The following is a 16,964-nucleotide window of genomic DNA, read 5'->3' as shown; positions in this document are numbered from 1 at the left end:
GCCATCTTGGACAAGATCCTGATTCGTGGGGCTAGAACCCACAACCTGAAGAACATCGACCTGACCCTGCCCCGGGACAAACTGATCGTCATCACCGGCCTGTCCGGCTCCGGCAAATCGTCCCTGGCGTTCGACACGCTGTATGCCGAAGGTCAGCGTCGCTACGTGGAATCGCTGTCGGCCTATGCCCGGCAATTCCTGTCGATGATGGAAAAGCCTGACGTCGACACTATTGAAGGCCTGTCGCCGGCAATTTCCATCGAGCAGAAGTCGACCTCCCATAACCCGCGCTCTACCGTGGGCACCATCACCGAAATCTACGACTACCTGCGTCTGCTGTATGCGCGTGTGGGTATTCCGCGCTGCCCGGACCACGATATTCCCCTGGAAGCCCAGACCGTCAGCCAGATGGTCGACCTGGTGCTGGCCCAGCCGGAAGGCGCCAAGCTGATGTTGCTGGCGCCGGTGATTCGCGAGCGCAAAGGCGAACACCTTTCGGTCTTCGAAGAGCTGCGTGCGCAAGGTTTTGTGCGCGCGCGCATCAACGGCAAGCTGTATGAGCTGGATGAAGCGCCGAAGCTCGACAAGCAGAAGAAGCATTCCATTGATGTGGTGGTCGACCGCTTCAAAGTGCGCGCCGACTTGCAGCAGCGCCTGGCCGAATCGTTCGAGACCGCGCTGAAGCTGGCGGATGGTATTGCGCTGGTCGCGCCGATGGACGACGAACCGGGTGAAGAGGTTATCTTCTCCGCGCGCTTTGCCTGCCCGATCTGCGGCCATGCCATCAGCGAGCTGGAGCCCAAGCTGTTTTCCTTCAACAACCCGGCCGGCGCGTGCCCGACCTGCGATGGCCTGGGCGTTAAACAGTTCTTCGACATCAAGCGCCTGGTCAACGGTGAACTGACTTTGGCGGAGGGCGCGATTCGCGGCTGGGACAGGCGCAACGTCTACTACTTCCAGATGCTGGGGTCATTGGCCTCGCACTATAAATTCAGCCTGGAAGTGCCGTTCAACCAGCTGCCGGCCGAGCAGCAGAAGGTCATCCTGCACGGCAGCGGCTCGCAGAATGTCGACTTCAAGTACCTGAACGACCGTGGCGATATCGTCAAACGCTCGCACCCATTCGAAGGCATCGTGCCGAACCTGGAGCGTCGTTACCGCGAGACTGAGTCGGCGAGCGTGCGTGAAGAGCTGGCCAAATTCCTCAGCACTCAGCCTTGCCCGGATTGCCGCGGCACGCGTCTGCGTCGCGAGGCGCGGCATGTGTGGGTGGGCGAGAAGACACTGCCGGCCGTGACCAACCTGCCGATTGGCGATGCCTGTGAATATTTTGGTGTACTCAAGCTGACCGGCCGCCGTGGGGAAATTGCGGACAAGATCCTCAAGGAAATCCGTGAGCGCCTGCAGTTCCTGGTTAACGTTGGCCTGGACTACCTGTCGCTGGATCGCAGTGCAGATACATTGTCTGGCGGTGAAGCTCAGCGGATTCGCTTGGCCAGCCAGATTGGTGCTGGCCTGGTGGGCGTGTTGTACATCCTCGATGAACCGTCGATTGGCTTGCACCAACGGGACAATGACCGCCTGCTGGGAACCCTGAAGCACCTGCGGGATATCGGCAACACCGTGATCGTGGTCGAGCACGATGAAGATGCGATTCGCCTCGCGGACTACGTGGTCGACATCGGCCCGGGCGCGGGTGTGCACGGCGGCCATATTGTTGCCGAGGGCACGCCTGCCGAGGTGATGGCCCACCCGGACTCTTTGACCGGCAAGTACCTGTCGGGCCGCGTGAAGATTGAAGTACCGGCCAAACGTACGCCACGCAACAAGAAAATGGCGCTGCACCTGAAGGGCGCACGCGGTAACAACTTGCGCAACGTCGACCTGGAAATTCCGCTGGGTCTTTTGACCTGCGTGACCGGTGTATCCGGCTCGGGCAAGTCGACACTGATCAACAACACGCTGTTCCCGCTGAGTGCCACCGCCTTGAACGGCGCGACCACGCTGGAAGCAGCCGCGCACGACAGCATCAAGGGCCTGGAGCATCTGGACAAAGTCGTCGACATCGACCAAAGCCCGATCGGCCGTACACCACGCTCCAACCCGGCGACCTATACCGGCTTGTTCACCCCAATCCGCGAGCTGTTTGCTGGCGTACCGGAATCCCGCTCGCGGGGTTATGGGCCAGGCCGGTTCTCGTTCAACGTCAAGGGCGGGCGCTGCGAGGCATGCCAGGGCGATGGCCTGATCAAGGTAGAGATGCACTTTCTGCCGGACATCTACGTGCCGTGTGACGTGTGCAAGAGCAAGCGTTATAACCGCGAAACCCTGGAGATCAAGTACAAGGGCAAAAGCATCCACGAAACCCTGGAGATGACCATCGAGGAAGCTCGGGTGTTCTTCGACGCGGTTCCAGCGTTGGCGCGCAAGCTGCAAACGTTGATGGATGTGGGCCTGTCGTACATCAAGCTGGGTCAATCGGCGACTACCTTGTCCGGCGGCGAGGCGCAGCGGGTGAAGCTGTCTCGTGAGCTGTCCAAGCGGGATACTGGCAAGACTCTGTATATCCTCGATGAGCCAACCACGGGTCTGCACTTCGCCGATATCCAGCAATTGCTGGACGTACTGCACCGCTTGCGTGACCACGGCAACACAGTGGTGGTTATTGAGCACAACCTGGATGTGATCAAGACTGCCGACTGGCTGGTGGACCTGGGGCCGGAAGGCGGCTCCAAGGGCGGCCAGATCATTGCGGTGGGCACACCGGAGCAGGTTTCCGAGATGCCGCAGTCACATACCGGTTACTACTTGAAGCCGTTGCTGGCACGCGATAAAGCCTGATTTTTCGGGCGCATTAAAAAGCCCCTGTCACTTTGCGGTGACAGGGGCTTTTTTGTAGCCGGGAATCAGAACTGCGATTGCAGGTAATTCTCCAGGCCAACCAGCTTGATCAGGCCCAACTGCTTTTCCAGCCAGTAGGTGTGATCTTCTTCGGTGTCGTTAAGCTGCACACGGAGAATTTCGCGGGTCACGTAGTCGTTGTGCTGCTCACAGAGCTCGATGCCCTTGCAGAGTGCGGCTCGCACCTTGTACTCAAGGCGAAGATCGGCTGCGAGCATGTCAGGCACTGTGGTACCCACATCCAGATCGTCGGGGCGCATACGTGGCGTGCCTTCGAGCATCAGGATGCGGCGCATCAGCGCGTCAGCGTGCTGTGCTTCTTCTTCCATTTCGTGGTTGATACGTTCGTAGAGCTCGGTAAAGCCCCAGTCTTCATACATGCGCGAATGGATGAAATATTGGTCACGAGCTGCCAGTTCGCCCGTCAGCAACGTGTTGAGGTAATCGATTACGTCGGGGTGACCTTGCATCGCCCTACATCTCCCTGCTTGAAAGTCTGTAGTTTGAACCATGATGACCCGAAGGTCACGGGACCAACGGCAGAAAAGTGAAGATTTCCGGAGAAAAGTAGCTGAAATAACGCAAAAACCGCCCAAATGAGGGCGGTTCTGCTTATCGTTTAGACTTAACTAAGCGTTACACCCAATGCCTTTGCGATTGCGTCTCCATAAGCCGGGTCAGCTTTGAAGAAGTGCTGCAGCTGGCGCTGCACCACATCGCTGGTGACGCCGGCCATTGCACCGGCAATGTTGCTGACCAGCAGGGCTTTCTGACTATCGTCCATCAAACGAAACAGTGCGCCGGCATGACTGTAGTAGTCAGTGTCCTCACGGTGATCGTAGCGATCAGCGGCACCGCTCAAGGCCAAGGCGGGTTCTGCATACTGTGGCGCTTGTTTGGGCGCATCAGCGTAGCTGTTTGGCTCATAGTTAGGCGCTGCGCCACCATTGCTGCCGAAGGCCATCGAACCATCACGCTGGTAGCTGTTTACCGGGCTGCGTGGGGCGTTCACCGGCAATTGCTGGTGATTGGTACCCACGCGGTAGCGGTGAGCATCGGCGTAAGCGAATACACGGCCTTGCAGCATACGGTCTGGCGACAGGCCCACACCCGGCACCATGTTGCTTGGGCCAAACGCGGCCTGCTCTACTTCAGCAAAGTAGTTCTGCGGGTTACGGTTGAGCTCCAACTCGCCGACTTCGATAAGGGGAAACTCTTTCTGCGACCAGGTCTTAGTCACATCGAAGGGGTTCTCGTAGTGAGCGTTAGCTTGGGCTTCAGTCATGATCTGAATGCAGACACGCCATTTCGGGAAGTCACCGCGCTCAATCGCACCGAACAAATCACGCTGTGCGTAATCAGGGTCTGTACCGGCCAGGCGCGCGGCTTCAGCTGGCGCCAGGTTCTTGATCCCTTGCTTGGTCTTGTAGTGCCACTTGACCCAGTGACGCTCACCACGAGCATTGATCAGGCTATAAGTGTGACTGCCGAAGCCGTGCATGTGACGGTAGCCGTCAGGAATGCCGCGATCCGAGAAGAGGATGGTAACTTGGTGCAACGCTTCTGGAGAGTGCGACCAGAAATCCCACATCATTTGCGCACTTTTCAAATTGCTTTGCGGCAAGCGTTTTTGGGTGTGGATAAAGTCTGGGAATTTCAGCGGGTCACGGATGAAGAATACGGGCGTGTTGTTGCCCACGATGTCCCAGTTACCTTCTTCGGTGTAGAACTTCAGGGCGAAACCACGGGGATCGCGCTCAGTGTCGGCCGAACCGCGCTCGCCGCCGACAGTGGAGAACCGCAGGAAGGTCGGTGTTTGTTTTCCGACGGACTCGAACAGCTTCGCACTGGTGTACTGAGTGATGTCTTGAGTAACGGTGAAGGTACCGTAAGCACCCGAGCCTTTGGCGTGCACGCGGCGCTCAGGAATGTTTTCACGGTTGAAGTGTGCAAGCTTCTCGATCAGGTGGAAATCGTCGAGCAGCAAAGGACCGCGCGGGCCGGCGGTACGGGAATTCTGGTTATCGGCAACGGGCGCACCGCTGGCGGTCGTAAGGACTTTACTCATGCTCAATCTTCCTCAGGTCAGACTCGGAACTGCCGGCTAATCGGCTTGGAGGAAGTATTGACTATCAAGATGACACCATCAAATGCATTAAATCATGGTCTTTGATAGAGAATAACTAATAAGCCAGCCGCGCAAATGGCGATGGCTTGATAGCAGCGCGGGCTGCGACGTAGGAAATACAAGCAGGTTTTTAGACGCACACAAAAAACCGGGCACTAGGCCCGGTTCTTCGTTGCAGACTGTCGTCTTACTCGGCGGATACAGCTTCGCCGGCAGTAGCACGATCAACCAACTCGACGTACGCCATAGGCGCGTTGTCGCCAGCGCGGAAACCGCACTTGAGGATGCGCAGGTAGCCACCCTCACGGGTAGCGTAACGCTTGCCCAGGTCGTTGAAGAGCTTACCAACGATAGCTTTCGAACGAGTACGGTCGAAAGCCAGACGGCGGTTAGCCAGGCTGTCTGTCTTGGCCAAAGTGATCAGCGGCTCAGCAACGCGACGCAGTTCTTTAGCTTTCGGCAGTGTAGTTTTGATCAGCTCGTGCTCGAACAGCGACACCGCCATGTTTTGGAACATGGCCTTGCGGTGCGAGCTGGTACGGCTCAGGTGACGACCACTTTTACGATGACGCATGGTTCATTCCTTACCAAACTCACGTTCGGTGATTACGACGATCAGGCAGTCGCCTTGTCGTCCTTCTTAAGACTTGCAGGCGGCCAGTTGTCGAGGCGCATGCCGAGGGACAGACCGCGGGAGGCCAGAACGTCCTTGATTTCAGTCAAGGATTTCTTGCCCAGGTTCGGAGTCTTCAACAGTTCTACTTCGGTACGCTGAATCAGGTCACCGATGTAGTAAATGTTTTCCGCCTTAAGGCAGTTAGCCGAACGTACAGTCAGTTCCAGATCGTCAACCGGGCGAAGCAGGATCGGATCGATCTCGTCTTCCTGCTCGATTACCACTGGTTCGCTGTCACCTTTGAGGTCGACGAACGCAGCCAACTGCTGTTGCAGAATGGTTGCAGCGCGGCGGATAGCCTCTTCAGGATCCAGAGTACCGTTGGTTTCCAGATCAATAACCAGCTTGTCCAGGTTAGTACGCTGTTCGACACGGGCGTTTTCCACCACGTATGCGATACGGCGAACCGGGCTGAACGAAGAGTCAAGCTGCAAGCGACCAATGCTGCGGCTTTCGTCTTCATCGCTCTGACGCGAGTCGGCCGGTTCATAACCACGACCACGAGCTACGGTGAGCTTCATGTTCAGGGCGCCGTTAGACGCCAGGTTAGCGATTACGTGATCGGGGTTAACGATCTCGACATCATGATCCAGCTGAATATCGGCAGCGGTAACCACCCCCGAACCCTTCTTCGACAAGGTCAGCGTAACTTCGTCACGGCCGTGCAGCTTGATAGCCAGACCTTTAAGGTTCAACAGGATTTCAATTACGTCTTCCTGTACACCTTCGATGGCGCTGTACTCGTGGAGCACACCGTCAATCTCGGCCTCGACTACTGCACAGCCGGGCATTGAGGACAACAGGATGCGGCGCAGCGCGTTGCCCAGGGTGTGGCCAAAACCACGCTCGAGAGGCTCGAGAGTGATCTTGGCGCGGGTTGGACTGACAACCTGCACATCAATGTGGCGGGGTGTCAGGAACTCATTTACCGAAATCTGCATGGATGCACCTATTTTCTAGCCCTTACTTGGAGTAGAGCTCGACAATCAGGCTTTCGTTGATGTCGGCGGACAGATCACTGCGAGCAGGAACGTTCTTGAAAACGCCCGACTTCTTCTCAGTGTCTACTTCTACCCATTCTACGCGGCCACGTTGGGCACACAGATCGAGAGCTTGGACAATGCGAAGTTGGTTTTTTGCTTTCTCGCGAATCGCGACCACGTCACCAGCACGAACCTGGTAAGACGGGACGTTAACGGTTTGGCCGTTTACGCTGACGGATTTGTGCGATACCAGCTGACGGGATTCGGCACGAGTCGAACCAAAGCCCATACGGTATACAACGTTGTCCAGACGGCATTCGAGCAGTTGCAGCAGGTTTTCACCGGTTGCACCTTTCTTGCCAGCAGCTTCTTTGTAGTAGCCGCTGAACTGACGCTCGAGAACGCCATAAATACGACGGACCTTCTGCTTTTCACGCAGTTGGGTGCCGTAATCGGACTGGCGACCGCGGCGTTGGCCGTGGATACCAGGTGCTGCTTCAATGTTGCACTTCGATTCGATCGCGCGCACGCCGCTCTTCAGGAAGAGATCGGTGCCTTCGCGACGAGCGAGTTTGCATTTTGGACCAATGTAACGAGCCATTCTTTACAATCTCCTGGATTACACGCGGCGCTTCTTCGGCGGACGGCACCCGTTGTGCGGGATTGGCGTCACGTCGGTGATGCTGGCGATCTTATAGCCACAGCCGTTCAAAGCACGGACAGCAGACTCACGACCTGGACCTGGACCTTTGACGTTGACGTCGAGGTTTTTCAGGCCGTATTCCAGCGCAGCTTGACCAGCACGTTCAGCAGCTACTTGAGCAGCAAACGGGGTGGACTTGCGGGAACCGCGGAAACCCGAACCACCAGAGGTAGCCCAAGACAGCGCGTTACCTTGACGGTCGGTGATGGTCACGATGGTGTTGTTAAAAGATGCATGGATGTGGGCGATGCCATCAACCACTGTCTTTTTAACTTTTTTACGAGGACGAGCAGCAGGTTTTGCCATGATAATTTTCCTGTCGATTCGCTGGGGCGATTACTTGCGGATCGGCTTACGCGGACCTTTACGGGTACGCGCGTTAGTCTTGGTACGCTGACCGCGTACTGGAAGACCACGACGATGACGCAGACCGCGATAGCAACCGAGGTCCATCAAACGCTTGATTTTCATGTTGATTTCGCGACGCAGGTCACCTTCAGTGGTGAACTTCGCCACTTCGCCACGCAGCAATTCAATCTGCTCGTCGCTCAGATCCTTGATCTTAGCGGCTGGGTTTACCCCAGCAACTGCGCAAATTTTCTGCGCAGTAGTGCGACCAACACCATAGATGTAGGTCAGCGAGATAACAGTGTGCTTGTTATCTGGAATGTTAACGCCTGCAATACGGGCCATTCAGTGGGACTCCAATTGACAGCTACCTACGCCCCGGAAGCCAAGAAATAGGGCGCGAGATAATATCGCTGTAATAACAAATAATCAACCCGGCAGCGCACTAGCTGCCGGGCTTCAAGCGGATCACACTCAGCCTTGGCGCTGTTTGTGACGCGGTTCCGCGCTGCAAATTACTCGAACAACACCTTCGCGGCGAATAATCTTGCAGTTACGGCACAGCTTTTTCACCGATGCACGAACTTTCATCACCAACTCCTCGAACCTTATGGGTACTCAGCGCAACATGCCGCTGCCGTAACCCTTCAGGTTGGCTTTCTTCATCAGGGATTCGTACTGGTGCGAAACGAGGTGCGATTGTACTTGGGACATGAAGTCCATCACAACCACGACCACGATCAGCAACGAGGTCCCGCCAAGGTAGAACGGAACGTTTGCTGCAACCACCAGAAACTGGGGCAACAAGCACACGGCCGTCATATATAGAGCACCGAACAGGGTCAAACGAGTCAGAACGCCATCAATGTAGCGCGCAGACTGCTCACCTGGACGAATACCCGGAATAAAGGCACCGGACTTCTTCAGGTTTTCCGCTACGTCTTTCGGATTGAACATCAACGCCGTATAGAAGAAGCAGAAGAAAATAATCCCTGCACTAAACAGCAGAATATTCAACGGCTGACCAGGAGCGATCGACTGAGAGAGGTCCTGCAGCCAGCCCATGTTTTCAGACTGACCAAACCAGGTACCCAACGAAGCCGGAAACAGCAAAATGCTGCTCGCGAAAATTGCCGGAATAACACCGGCCATATTCACTTTCAGCGGCAAGTGGCTGGTCTGCGCAGCGAAGACCTTACGGCCCTGCTGACGCTTGGCGTAGTGAACAGCAATACGACGCTGACCACGCTCAATGAACACCACAAAACCGATAATCGCTACTGCCAGCAAACCGATAGCAACCAGAGCGAAGATATTGATATCACCCTGACGTGCAGACTCGAAAGACTGCCCAATTGCTCTCGGAAGACCGGCGACGATACCTGCGAAAATCAACATCGAGATACCGTTACCAACACCACGCTCAGTAATCTGCTCACCCAGCCACATCATGAACATCGCACCAGCCACAAAAGTGGATACCGCGACGAAATAGAAGCCAAAGTCACCAGTGAACGCAACGCCCTGCCCTGCCAGGCCAACGGACATGCCGATAGCTTGAACCAGGGCAAGGACGACAGTGCCGTAGCGGGTGTACTGGCTAATCTTGCGACGGCCAGCTTCACCTTCCTTCTTCAACTGCTCCAACTGCGGGCTGACGGCGGTCATCAGTTGCATGATGATCGATGCCGAAATGTACGGCATGATCCCCAGTGCAAAGATGCTCATCCGTTCCAGCGCGCCGCCGGAAAACATGTTGAACAAGCTAAGAATGGTCCCCTCATTCTGTCGAAACAGGTCTGCGAGTCGGTCCGGGTTGATACCTGGAACCGGGATGTGTGCGCCTATTCGGTAGACGATAATCGCCAGGAACAGAAAACGCAGACGAGCCCAGAGTTCAGACATACCGCCTTTGCCGAGCGCTGAGAGAGCACCTTGCTTAGCCATTTATTCCTCGAACTTGCCGCCAGCTGCTTCGATAGCCGAACGCGCACCTTTGGTGGCGCCGATTCCCTTGCCGATAGTGACAGCGCGAGTCACTTCACCGGACAGCATGATTTTCACACGCTGTACGTTGACGTTGATCACGTTGGCATCTTTCAGGGTCTGCACAGTAACGATGTCGCCTTCCACTTTAGCCAGCTCGGACAGACGCACTTCTGCGCGGTCCATGGCCTTCAGGGAAACGAAACCGAACTTAGGCAGGCGACGATGCAGCGGCTGTTGGCCGCCTTCAAAGCCTGGAGCGATGGTGCCACCGGAGCGGGAGGTTTGACCTTTGTGGCCACGGCCACCAGTCTTACCCAAACCGCTACCGATACCACGGCCCGGACGATGCTTTTCGCGACGGGAACCCGGCGCTGGACTCAGATCATTGAGTTTCATCGATTAACCCTCTACACGCAGCATGTAGTAAGCCTTGTTGATCATCCCGCGATTCTCGGGAGTATCCTGGACTTCTACAGTGTGACCGATGCGACGCAGACCCAAACCCTTAACGCACAGTTTGTGGTTAGGAATGCGGCCGGTCATGCTTTTGATCAGCGTTACTTTAACGGTAGCCATGATCAGAAGATCTCCTTGACAGTCAGACCACGCTTGGCAGCGATGGACTCAGGAGATTGCATAGCTTTCAAACCTTTGAAAGTGGCGTGAACCACGTTTACCGGGTTAGTCGAGCCGTAGCACTTGGCCAGAACGTTCTGAACGCCAGCAACTTCGAGGACAGCACGCATAGCGCCGCCAGCGATGATACCGGTACCTTCAGAAGCAGGCTGCATGTACACCTTCGAAGCGCCGTGAGCGGACTTCATTGCGTACTGCAGAGTGGTGCCGTTCAGATCAACTTGGATCATGTTGCGACGAGCAGCTTCCATTGCCTTCTGGATCGCAGCAGGCACTTCACGTGACTTGCCACGGCCGAAGCCAACGCGCCCTTTACCATCACCAACCACGGTCAACGCGGTGAAAGTGAAGATACGGCCGCCTTTAACGGTTTTGGCTACGCGGTTAACTTGAACCAGCTTCTCAATGTAGCCTTCGTCGCGCTTTTGGTCGTTATTTGACATAACTTAGAACTCCAGCCCAGCTTCACGAGCAGCATCAGCCAGCGCTTTCACGCGACCGTGGTACTTGAAGCCAGAGCGGTCGAAAGCCACTTGCGAGACGCCAGCGGCCTTAGCACGCGTAGCGACCAGTTGGCCAACCTTTGTGGCCGCGTCGATGTTGCCAGTGGCACCATCACGCAGTTCTTTATCCAAAGTCGAGGCGCTTGCCAGGACTTTGTTGCCGTCGGCCGAGATGACCTGGGCGTAGATGTGCTGCGACGAGCGGAACACGCAGAGACGCACGACTTCGAGTTCGTGCATTTTCAGGCGTGCTTTGCGAGCGCGACGCAGTCGAGTAACTTTTTTGTCGGTCATTTGCTATGCCCTACTTCTTCTTGGCTTCTTTACGACGGACGACTTCGTCCGCGTAGCGCACACCTTTGCCTTTGTACGGCTCTGGTGGACGGAAGTCGCGGATCTCAGCGGCCACCTGACCTACCAGCTGCTTATCAATACCCTTGATCAGGATATCGGTCTGGCTAGGGGTCTCAGCGGTGATGCCTTCCGGCAGTTCGTAATCCACTGGGTGCGAGAAGCCAAGGGCCAGGTTCAAAACCGTGCCTTTTGCTTGCGCTTTGTAACCAACACCGACCAGCTGGAGCTTGCGCTCGAAGCCTTGGCTTACGCCTTGGACCATGTTGTTTACCAACGCACGCGTGGTACCGGCCATTGCGCGAGTTTGTTGATCGCCATTGCGAGCAGCGAAACGCAGCTCACCAGCTTCTTCAACGATCTCAACGGACGAATGGATGTTCAGTTCAAGAGTGCCCTTGGCACCCTTCACCGAAAGCTGTTGGCCTGCGAATTTTACTTCGACACCGGCTGGCAGCTTAACGGGGTTCTTAGCGACGCGAGACATGCTTATCCCCCCTTAGAACACAGTGCAAAGAACTTCGCCGCCGACACCGGCAGCGCGCGCAGCACGATCCGTCATCACACCTTTGTTGGTGGAGACGATAGACACGCCCAGACCGCCACGAACTTTCGGCAGATCTTCAGCGGACTTGTACTGACGCAGGCCTGGACGGCTAACGCGCTTCACTTCCTCGATGACCGAACGGCCTTCGAAGTACTTCAGCTCGATGGACAGCAGTGGTTTTGTTTCGCTGCTGATCTGATAACCCGCAATGTAGCCTTCGTCTTTCAGGACTTTGGCAACAGCTACCTTCAACTTGGAAGATGGCATGCTTACGACGGACTTTTCAGCCATCTGGGCATTACGGATACGAGTTAGCATGTCCGCTAACGGGTCCTGCATACTCATGGGCTAGACGCTCCTAATACAAAAAAATTAGCCTTGCGGCTACATATGTCGCCGAGAATCTCCGAGCATAGAAAACACGGGCTCAGGCGAGCCGGGTATTCTAGACACACTCCGGAAATGAAACAAGCCCCAAAAGGGGCTTGTTCCAGATTCAAGGTCACCGGTGGTCAGTATCTTGCGATATAGGCCACCTGGACTTCGAAAGTACTTACCAGCTGGCTTTAACCAGACCTGGTACGTCACCACGCATTGCCGCTTCACGCAGTTTGTTACGGCCGAGGCCGAACTTGCGGTAAACGCCGTGTGGACGACCGGTCAGGCGGCAGCGGTTACGCATGCGCGAAGCGCTTGCGTCACGTGGCTGCTTCTGCAGAGCAACTGTAGCTTCCCAACGTGCTTCTGGACTTGCGTTCAGATCAACGATGATTGCTTTCAGTGCTGCACGCTTCTTGGCGTACTTGGCAACCGTGAGCTGACGCTTCAGCTCGCGGTTTTTCATGCTCATCTTGGCCATGGTCCTACTCCAATCAGTTGCGGAACGGGAATTTGAAAGCACGCAACAGGGCGCGACCTTCATCATCGTTCTTGGCAGTGGTGGTCAGGGTGATGTCCAGACCGCGGAGAGCATCGATCTTGTCGTAGTCGATTTCCGGGAAGATGATCTGCTCTTTCACGCCCATGCTGTAGTTACCACGACCATCGAAGGACTTGGCATTCAGGCCGCGGAAGTCGCGGACCCGAGGCAGGGAGATCGACAGCAGACGATCCAGGAATTCGTACATACGCTCACGGCGCAGAGTCACTTTGACGCCGATCGGCCAACCTTCACGGACTTTAAAGCCAGCGATGGATTTCCGAGCGTAAGTCACAACGACTTTTTGACCGGTGATCTTTTCCAGGTCAGCAACAGCGTGCTCGATGACTTTTTTGTCGCCGATCGCTTCGCCCAGACCCATGTTCAGGGTGATTTTGGTAACGCGCGGAACTTCCATCACGTTCCCGAGCTTAAGTTCTTCCTTAAGCTTGGGGGCGATTTCCTTCCGGTAAATCTCTTGTAGTCGTGCCATGGTCTTATCTACCTAGCAGTGTTCAAGCATCAACCGCTTTTTGGGTCGACTTGAAGACACGAATTTTCTTACCGTCTTCTACTTTGAAACCAACACGATCAGCCTTGTTGGTTTCGCCGTTGAAGATGGCGACGTTAGAAGCGTGCAGTGGCGCTTCTTTCTCGACGATACCGCCTTGTACGCCCGACATCGGGTTAGGCTTGGTATGACGCTTGACCAGGTTCAGACCACCAACGACCAGACGGTCATCAGCAAGAACCTTCAGCACCTTACCGCGCTTACCTTTGTCTTTGCCGGCGATCACGATGATCTCGTCGTCACGACGAATCTTTTGCATGTCGGATCTCCTTACAGCACTTCTGGGGCGAGCGAGACGATCTTCATGAACTTCTCAGTACGAAGTTCACGGGTCACTGGCCCAAAGATACGGGTGCCGATCGGCTCTTGCTTGTTGTTCAGAAGAACAGCAGCGTTGCCATCAAAGCGGATAATGGAGCCATCTGCACGGCGTACGCCGTGACGAGTGCGGACTACAACAGCAGTCATCACTTGGCCTTTTTTCACTTTACCGCGAGGAATTGCTTCCTTGACGGTAACCTTGATGATGTCACCGATACCAGCGTAACGACGATGGGAGCCACCCAGCACCTTGATGCACATAACACGGCGAGCGCCGCTGTTATCGGCCACATCGAGCATGGATTGAGTCTGAATCATATAATTTCTCCGACCCCTAGTCCTTAGACTTCCACAGCGCGTTCGAGAACATCAACCAGTGCCCAAGACTTGGTCTTGGCCAGCGGACGAGTTTCACGAATAGTGACTTTGTCGCCGATGTGGCACTGATTGGTTTCGTCGTGCGCGTGCAGCTTAGTCGAACGCTTAACATATTTACCGTAGATCGGGTGCTTAACGCGACGCTCGATCAAAACGGTGATGGTTTTGTCCATCTTGTCGCTGACAACACGGCCAGTCAGCGTACGGACAGTCTTTTCGGCTTCAGCCATGATCACTTACCTGCCTGCTGGTTGAGCACAGTCTTCACGCGAGCGATGTCACGCTTAACTTGCGAGAGCAGATGAGACTGCCCCAACTGGCCAGTTGCTTTCTGCATACGCAGATTGAACTGGTCGCGCAGCAAGCCGAGCAGTTGCTCGTTCAGCTGCTGTGCGGATTTTTCACGAAGTTCATTCGCTTTCATCACATCACCGTCCGTTTAACAAAGGCGGTGGCGAGCGGCAGCTTTGCAGCAGCCAGGGCAAAAGCCTCACGCGCCAGCTCTTCAGTTACACCCTCGATTTCATACAGGACTTTGCCTGGCTGAATCTGGGCTACCCAGTATTCCACGTTACCCTTACCTTTACCCATCCGAACCTCGAGAGGCTTTTTGGAGATCGGCTTGTCCGGGAATACACGGATCCAGATCTTGCCGCCACGTTTTACGTGACGGGTCAGAGCACGACGCGCTGACTCGATCTGACGAGCGGTGAGACGACCACGAGCTACAGACTTCAGCGCGAACTCGCCGAAGCTGACTTTGCTACCGCGCTGTGCCAGACCACGGTTGTGGCCTGTCATCTGCTTGCGGAACTTCGTACGCTTAGGTTGCAACATTTGGCGTACCCCTTACTTAGCAGCTTTTTTACGAGGCGCTGGTGCTTGTGGTTTCAGTTCTTCTTGGCGACCACCAATTACTTCGCCTTTGAAGATCCAAACCTTTACACCGATCACACCGTAAGTGGTGTGAGCTTCGTAGTTGGCATAGTCGATGTCGGCACGCAGGGTGTGCAGTGGCACACGACCTTCGCGATACCATTCAGTACGTGCGATTTCAGCACCGCCGAGACGACCGCTCACTTGGATTTTGATGCCTTTGGCACCAATGCGCATGGCGTTCTGCACGGCGCGCTTCATAGCGCGACGGAACATTACGCGACGCTCCAGCTGCTGAGCTACGCTCTGCGCAACCAGCATACCGTCGAGCTCCGGCTTGCGGATCTCTTCGATATTGATGTGCACAGGCACACCCATTTGCTTGGTCAGGTCCTGACGCAGTTTCTCAACATCTTCACCTTTCTTCCCGATAACGATACCTGGACGAGCGGTGTGGATGGTGATACGTGCAGTTTGTGCCGGACGATGGATATCGATACGGCTTACGGACGCGCTTTTTAGTTTGTCTTGGAGATACTCACGCACCTTCAGATCAGCGAACAAATAGTCCGCATAAGTCCGACCGTCTGCGTACCAGACGGAGGTGTGCTCCTTGACGATTCCCAGGCGAATGCCAATGGGATGTACTTTCTGACCCATCTCTTCGACTCCGTTACTTGTCAGCAACCTTGACAGTGATATGGCAAGACCGCTTGACGATGCGATCAGCACGGCCTTTGGCACGTGGCATGATGCGCTTCAGCGAACGCCCTTCGTTGACGAAAACGGTGCTGACCTTCAGGTCATCAACGTCTGCGCCTTCGTTATGCTCGGCGTTGGCTACGGCCGACTCCAGCACTTTCTTCATGATCTCGGCGGCTTTCTTACTGCTGAAAGCCAACAGGTTGAGCGCTTCGCCCACCTTCTTCCCGCGGATCTGGTCGGCGACCAAGCGGGCTTTCTGGGCGGAGATTCGAGCGCCCGACAACTTAGCGGCTACTTCCATTTCCTTACCCCTTAACGCTTGGCTTTCTTGTCTGCCACGTGCCCACGATAAGTGCGGGTACCGGCAAACTCGCCTAGTTTGTGGCCGACCATGTCTTCGTTAACGAGAACTGGGACGTGTTGGCGACCGTTGTGTACTGCGATGGTCAGACCGACCATTTGTGGCAGGATCATCGAACGACGCGACCAGGTTTTAACTGGTTTGCGATCGTTCTTTTCCGCCGCCACTTCGATCTTCTTCAGTAGGTGAAGATCAATAAAAGGACCTTTTTTCAGAGAACGTGGCACTGTCGTATCCCTCTATTTACTTGCGACGACGGACGATCATTTTGTCGGTACGCTTATTACCACGAGTCTTCGCGCCCTTAGTCGGGAAGCCCCATGGCGATACCGGATGACGACCACCAGAGGTACGACCTTCACCACCACCGTGTGGGTGGTCAACCGGGTTCATGGCAACACCACGAACGGTTGGGCGAACGCCACGCCAGCGTTTGGCACCAGCTTTACCCAGCGAACGCAGGCTGTGCTCGGAGTTCGAGACTTCACCCAGGGTCGCGCGGCATTCAGCCAGCACTTTACGCATCTCACCAGAACGCAGACGCAGGGTCACGTAGACACCTTCACGAGCGATCAGCTGAGCCGAAGCACCAGCGGAACGAGCGATTTGCGCGCCTTTACCTGGCTTCAATTCGATGCCGTGTACGGTGCTACCAACTGGAATGTTGCGCAGTTGCAGAGCGTTGCCCGGCTTGATCGGTGCCAGAGCACCTGCGATCAGCTGGTCGCCAGCGCTCACGCCTTTAGGGGCGATGATGTAGCGACGCTCGCCATCTGCGTACAGCAGCAGAGCGATGTGAGCAGTACGGTTTGGATCGTATTCGATACGCTCGACAGTGGCAGCGATGCCATCTTTGTCGTTGCGACGGAAGTCGACCAGACGATAATGCTGCTTATGGCCACCACCGATGTGACGAGTGGTAATACGACCATTGTTGTTACGACCACCAGTCTTCGATTTCTTCTCGAGCAGCGGTGCGTGAGGAGCGCCTTTATGCAGCTCCTGGTTGACCACCTTGACCACAAAACGGCGGCCAGGGGAAGTCGGTTTGCATTTAACGATTGCCAT

27 protein-coding genes are annotated in these 16,964 nt (G+C 55.6%); 1 reads left to right on the top strand and 26 read right to left on the bottom strand.

The features are described 5' to 3' along the window. Positions 1-6 precede the first annotated feature (6 nt). A complete protein-coding gene (gene uvrA, locus AACV02_RS19460) occupies positions 7-2,841 on the top strand; it encodes an excinuclease ABC subunit UvrA (protein WP_119742783.1) in 2,835 nt (944 codons plus the stop codon). 65 nt (positions 2,842-2,906) lie between these two features. Here the strand turns inward: uvrA and bfr are convergent, their stop codons facing one another. The 26 genes from bfr to rplB form a co-directional block, all read right to left on the bottom strand. Further along, entirely contained in the window at positions 2,907-3,371 is a 465-nt protein-coding gene (gene bfr, locus AACV02_RS19455) for a bacterioferritin (protein ID WP_015886133.1), read from the bottom strand. Positions 3,372-3,526: 155 nt separating this feature from the next. After that, positions 3,527-4,975, bottom strand: coding sequence for a catalase (locus tag AACV02_RS19450; protein WP_119741368.1), 1,449 nt, complete (start codon positions 4,973-4,975; stop codon positions 3,527-3,529). A 241-nt stretch (positions 4,976-5,216) separates the two neighbouring features. Then, entirely contained in the window at positions 5,217-5,603 is a 387-nt protein-coding gene (gene rplQ / locus AACV02_RS19445) for a 50S ribosomal protein L17 (protein WP_003176402.1), read from the bottom strand. 41 nt (positions 5,604-5,644) lie between these two features. Beyond that, positions 5,645-6,646, bottom strand: a complete 1,002-nt coding sequence (locus AACV02_RS19440; RefSeq protein WP_003176403.1) for a DNA-directed RNA polymerase subunit alpha — start codon at positions 6,644-6,646, stop codon at positions 5,645-5,647. A gap of 22 nt (positions 6,647-6,668) precedes the next feature. Further along, positions 6,669-7,289: a 30S ribosomal protein S4 gene (gene rpsD / locus AACV02_RS19435; protein ID WP_003210056.1), complete on the bottom strand. Its 621-nt coding sequence runs from the start codon at positions 7,287-7,289 to the stop codon at positions 6,669-6,671. A gap of 18 nt (positions 7,290-7,307) precedes the next feature. Then, complete coding sequence (gene rpsK, locus AACV02_RS19430; protein ID WP_002555466.1) at positions 7,308-7,697, bottom strand: 30S ribosomal protein S11; 390 nt, start codon at positions 7,695-7,697, stop codon at positions 7,308-7,310. A 30-nt stretch (positions 7,698-7,727) separates the two neighbouring features. Continuing rightward, positions 7,728-8,084, bottom strand: coding sequence for a 30S ribosomal protein S13 (gene rpsM, locus AACV02_RS19425; RefSeq protein WP_024077676.1), 357 nt, complete (start codon positions 8,082-8,084; stop codon positions 7,728-7,730). Between the two features lie 129 nt (positions 8,085-8,213). Beyond that, positions 8,214-8,330, bottom strand: a complete 117-nt coding sequence (rpmJ, locus tag AACV02_RS19420) for a 50S ribosomal protein L36 (protein ID WP_002555468.1) — start codon at positions 8,328-8,330, stop codon at positions 8,214-8,216. Between the two features lie 27 nt (positions 8,331-8,357). After that, positions 8,358-9,686, bottom strand: a complete 1,329-nt coding sequence (gene secY / locus AACV02_RS19415) for a preprotein translocase subunit SecY (RefSeq protein WP_016969470.1) — start codon at positions 9,684-9,686, stop codon at positions 8,358-8,360. Continuing rightward, entirely contained in the window at positions 9,687-10,124 is a 438-nt protein-coding gene (gene rplO, locus AACV02_RS19410) for a 50S ribosomal protein L15 (RefSeq protein ID WP_003176407.1), read from the bottom strand. Between the two features lie 3 nt (positions 10,125-10,127). Further along, the gene (rpmD, locus tag AACV02_RS19405; RefSeq protein ID WP_003176408.1) at positions 10,128-10,304 is read right to left on the bottom strand and encodes a 50S ribosomal protein L30; all 177 of its coding nucleotides are present in this window, start codon (positions 10,302-10,304) and stop codon (positions 10,128-10,130) included. Between the two features lie 2 nt (positions 10,305-10,306). Further along, the gene (rpsE, locus tag AACV02_RS19400; protein ID WP_003176409.1) at positions 10,307-10,807 is read right to left on the bottom strand and encodes a 30S ribosomal protein S5; all 501 of its coding nucleotides are present in this window, start codon (positions 10,805-10,807) and stop codon (positions 10,307-10,309) included. A 3-nt stretch (positions 10,808-10,810) separates the two neighbouring features. Continuing rightward, positions 10,811-11,161 carry a 50S ribosomal protein L18 gene (gene rplR / locus AACV02_RS19395; RefSeq protein WP_003186037.1) on the bottom strand — a complete coding sequence of 117 codons (351 nt, stop codon included), beginning with the start codon at positions 11,159-11,161 and terminating at the stop codon, positions 10,811-10,813. Positions 11,162-11,171: 10 nt separating this feature from the next. Next, a complete protein-coding gene (gene rplF / locus AACV02_RS19390; protein ID WP_003176412.1) occupies positions 11,172-11,705 on the bottom strand; it encodes a 50S ribosomal protein L6 in 534 nt (177 codons plus the stop codon). 12 nt (positions 11,706-11,717) lie between these two features. Next, positions 11,718-12,110 (bottom strand): 30S ribosomal protein S8, encoded by a 393-nt coding sequence (rpsH, locus tag AACV02_RS19385; RefSeq protein WP_010566853.1) that lies wholly within the window; start codon positions 12,108-12,110, stop codon positions 11,718-11,720. A gap of 208 nt (positions 12,111-12,318) precedes the next feature. Then, positions 12,319-12,624, bottom strand: coding sequence for a 30S ribosomal protein S14 (gene rpsN, locus AACV02_RS19380; RefSeq protein WP_003176414.1), 306 nt, complete (start codon positions 12,622-12,624; stop codon positions 12,319-12,321). A 13-nt stretch (positions 12,625-12,637) separates the two neighbouring features. Then, positions 12,638-13,177, bottom strand: a complete 540-nt coding sequence (rplE, locus tag AACV02_RS19375) for a 50S ribosomal protein L5 (protein ID WP_003194642.1) — start codon at positions 13,175-13,177, stop codon at positions 12,638-12,640. 22 nt (positions 13,178-13,199) lie between these two features. Next, positions 13,200-13,514: a 50S ribosomal protein L24 gene (rplX, locus tag AACV02_RS19370; RefSeq protein ID WP_007896770.1), complete on the bottom strand. Its 315-nt coding sequence runs from the start codon at positions 13,512-13,514 to the stop codon at positions 13,200-13,202. Between the two features lie 11 nt (positions 13,515-13,525). Continuing rightward, positions 13,526-13,894: a 50S ribosomal protein L14 gene (gene rplN / locus AACV02_RS19365; RefSeq protein WP_002555479.1), complete on the bottom strand. Its 369-nt coding sequence runs from the start codon at positions 13,892-13,894 to the stop codon at positions 13,526-13,528. Positions 13,895-13,917: 23 nt separating this feature from the next. Beyond that, positions 13,918-14,184, bottom strand: coding sequence for a 30S ribosomal protein S17 (gene rpsQ, locus AACV02_RS19360; protein ID WP_003176419.1), 267 nt, complete (start codon positions 14,182-14,184; stop codon positions 13,918-13,920). A gap of 2 nt (positions 14,185-14,186) precedes the next feature. Further along, the gene (rpmC, locus tag AACV02_RS19355; RefSeq protein ID WP_002555481.1) at positions 14,187-14,378 is read right to left on the bottom strand and encodes a 50S ribosomal protein L29; all 192 of its coding nucleotides are present in this window, start codon (positions 14,376-14,378) and stop codon (positions 14,187-14,189) included. Next, positions 14,378-14,791 (bottom strand): 50S ribosomal protein L16, encoded by a 414-nt coding sequence (rplP, locus tag AACV02_RS19350; RefSeq protein ID WP_003232424.1) that lies wholly within the window; start codon positions 14,789-14,791, stop codon positions 14,378-14,380. Before rplP ends, rpmC begins: the two co-directional genes overlap by 1 nt. A gap of 12 nt (positions 14,792-14,803) precedes the next feature. Continuing rightward, entirely contained in the window at positions 14,804-15,490 is a 687-nt protein-coding gene (gene rpsC / locus AACV02_RS19345) for a 30S ribosomal protein S3 (protein WP_003176422.1), read from the bottom strand. Between the two features lie 13 nt (positions 15,491-15,503). Further along, positions 15,504-15,836 (bottom strand): 50S ribosomal protein L22, encoded by a 333-nt coding sequence (rplV, locus tag AACV02_RS19340; RefSeq protein ID WP_003103908.1) that lies wholly within the window; start codon positions 15,834-15,836, stop codon positions 15,504-15,506. Positions 15,837-15,847: 11 nt separating this feature from the next. Then, the gene (gene rpsS, locus AACV02_RS19335; RefSeq protein WP_002555486.1) at positions 15,848-16,123 is read right to left on the bottom strand and encodes a 30S ribosomal protein S19; all 276 of its coding nucleotides are present in this window, start codon (positions 16,121-16,123) and stop codon (positions 15,848-15,850) included. 16 nt (positions 16,124-16,139) lie between these two features. Next, the gene (rplB, locus tag AACV02_RS19330) at positions 16,140-16,964 is read right to left on the bottom strand and encodes a 50S ribosomal protein L2 (RefSeq protein ID WP_003210080.1); all 825 of its coding nucleotides are present in this window, start codon (positions 16,962-16,964) and stop codon (positions 16,140-16,142) included.

It is taken from the genome of Pseudomonas sp. Larv2_ips (genome assembly GCF_963879675.1).
Lineage (GTDB): Bacteria > Pseudomonadota > Gammaproteobacteria > Pseudomonadales > Pseudomonadaceae > Aquipseudomonas.
The sequence above is the reverse complement of the archived record's forward strand: the minus strand, read 5'-3'. Positions and strand labels throughout refer to the sequence as shown.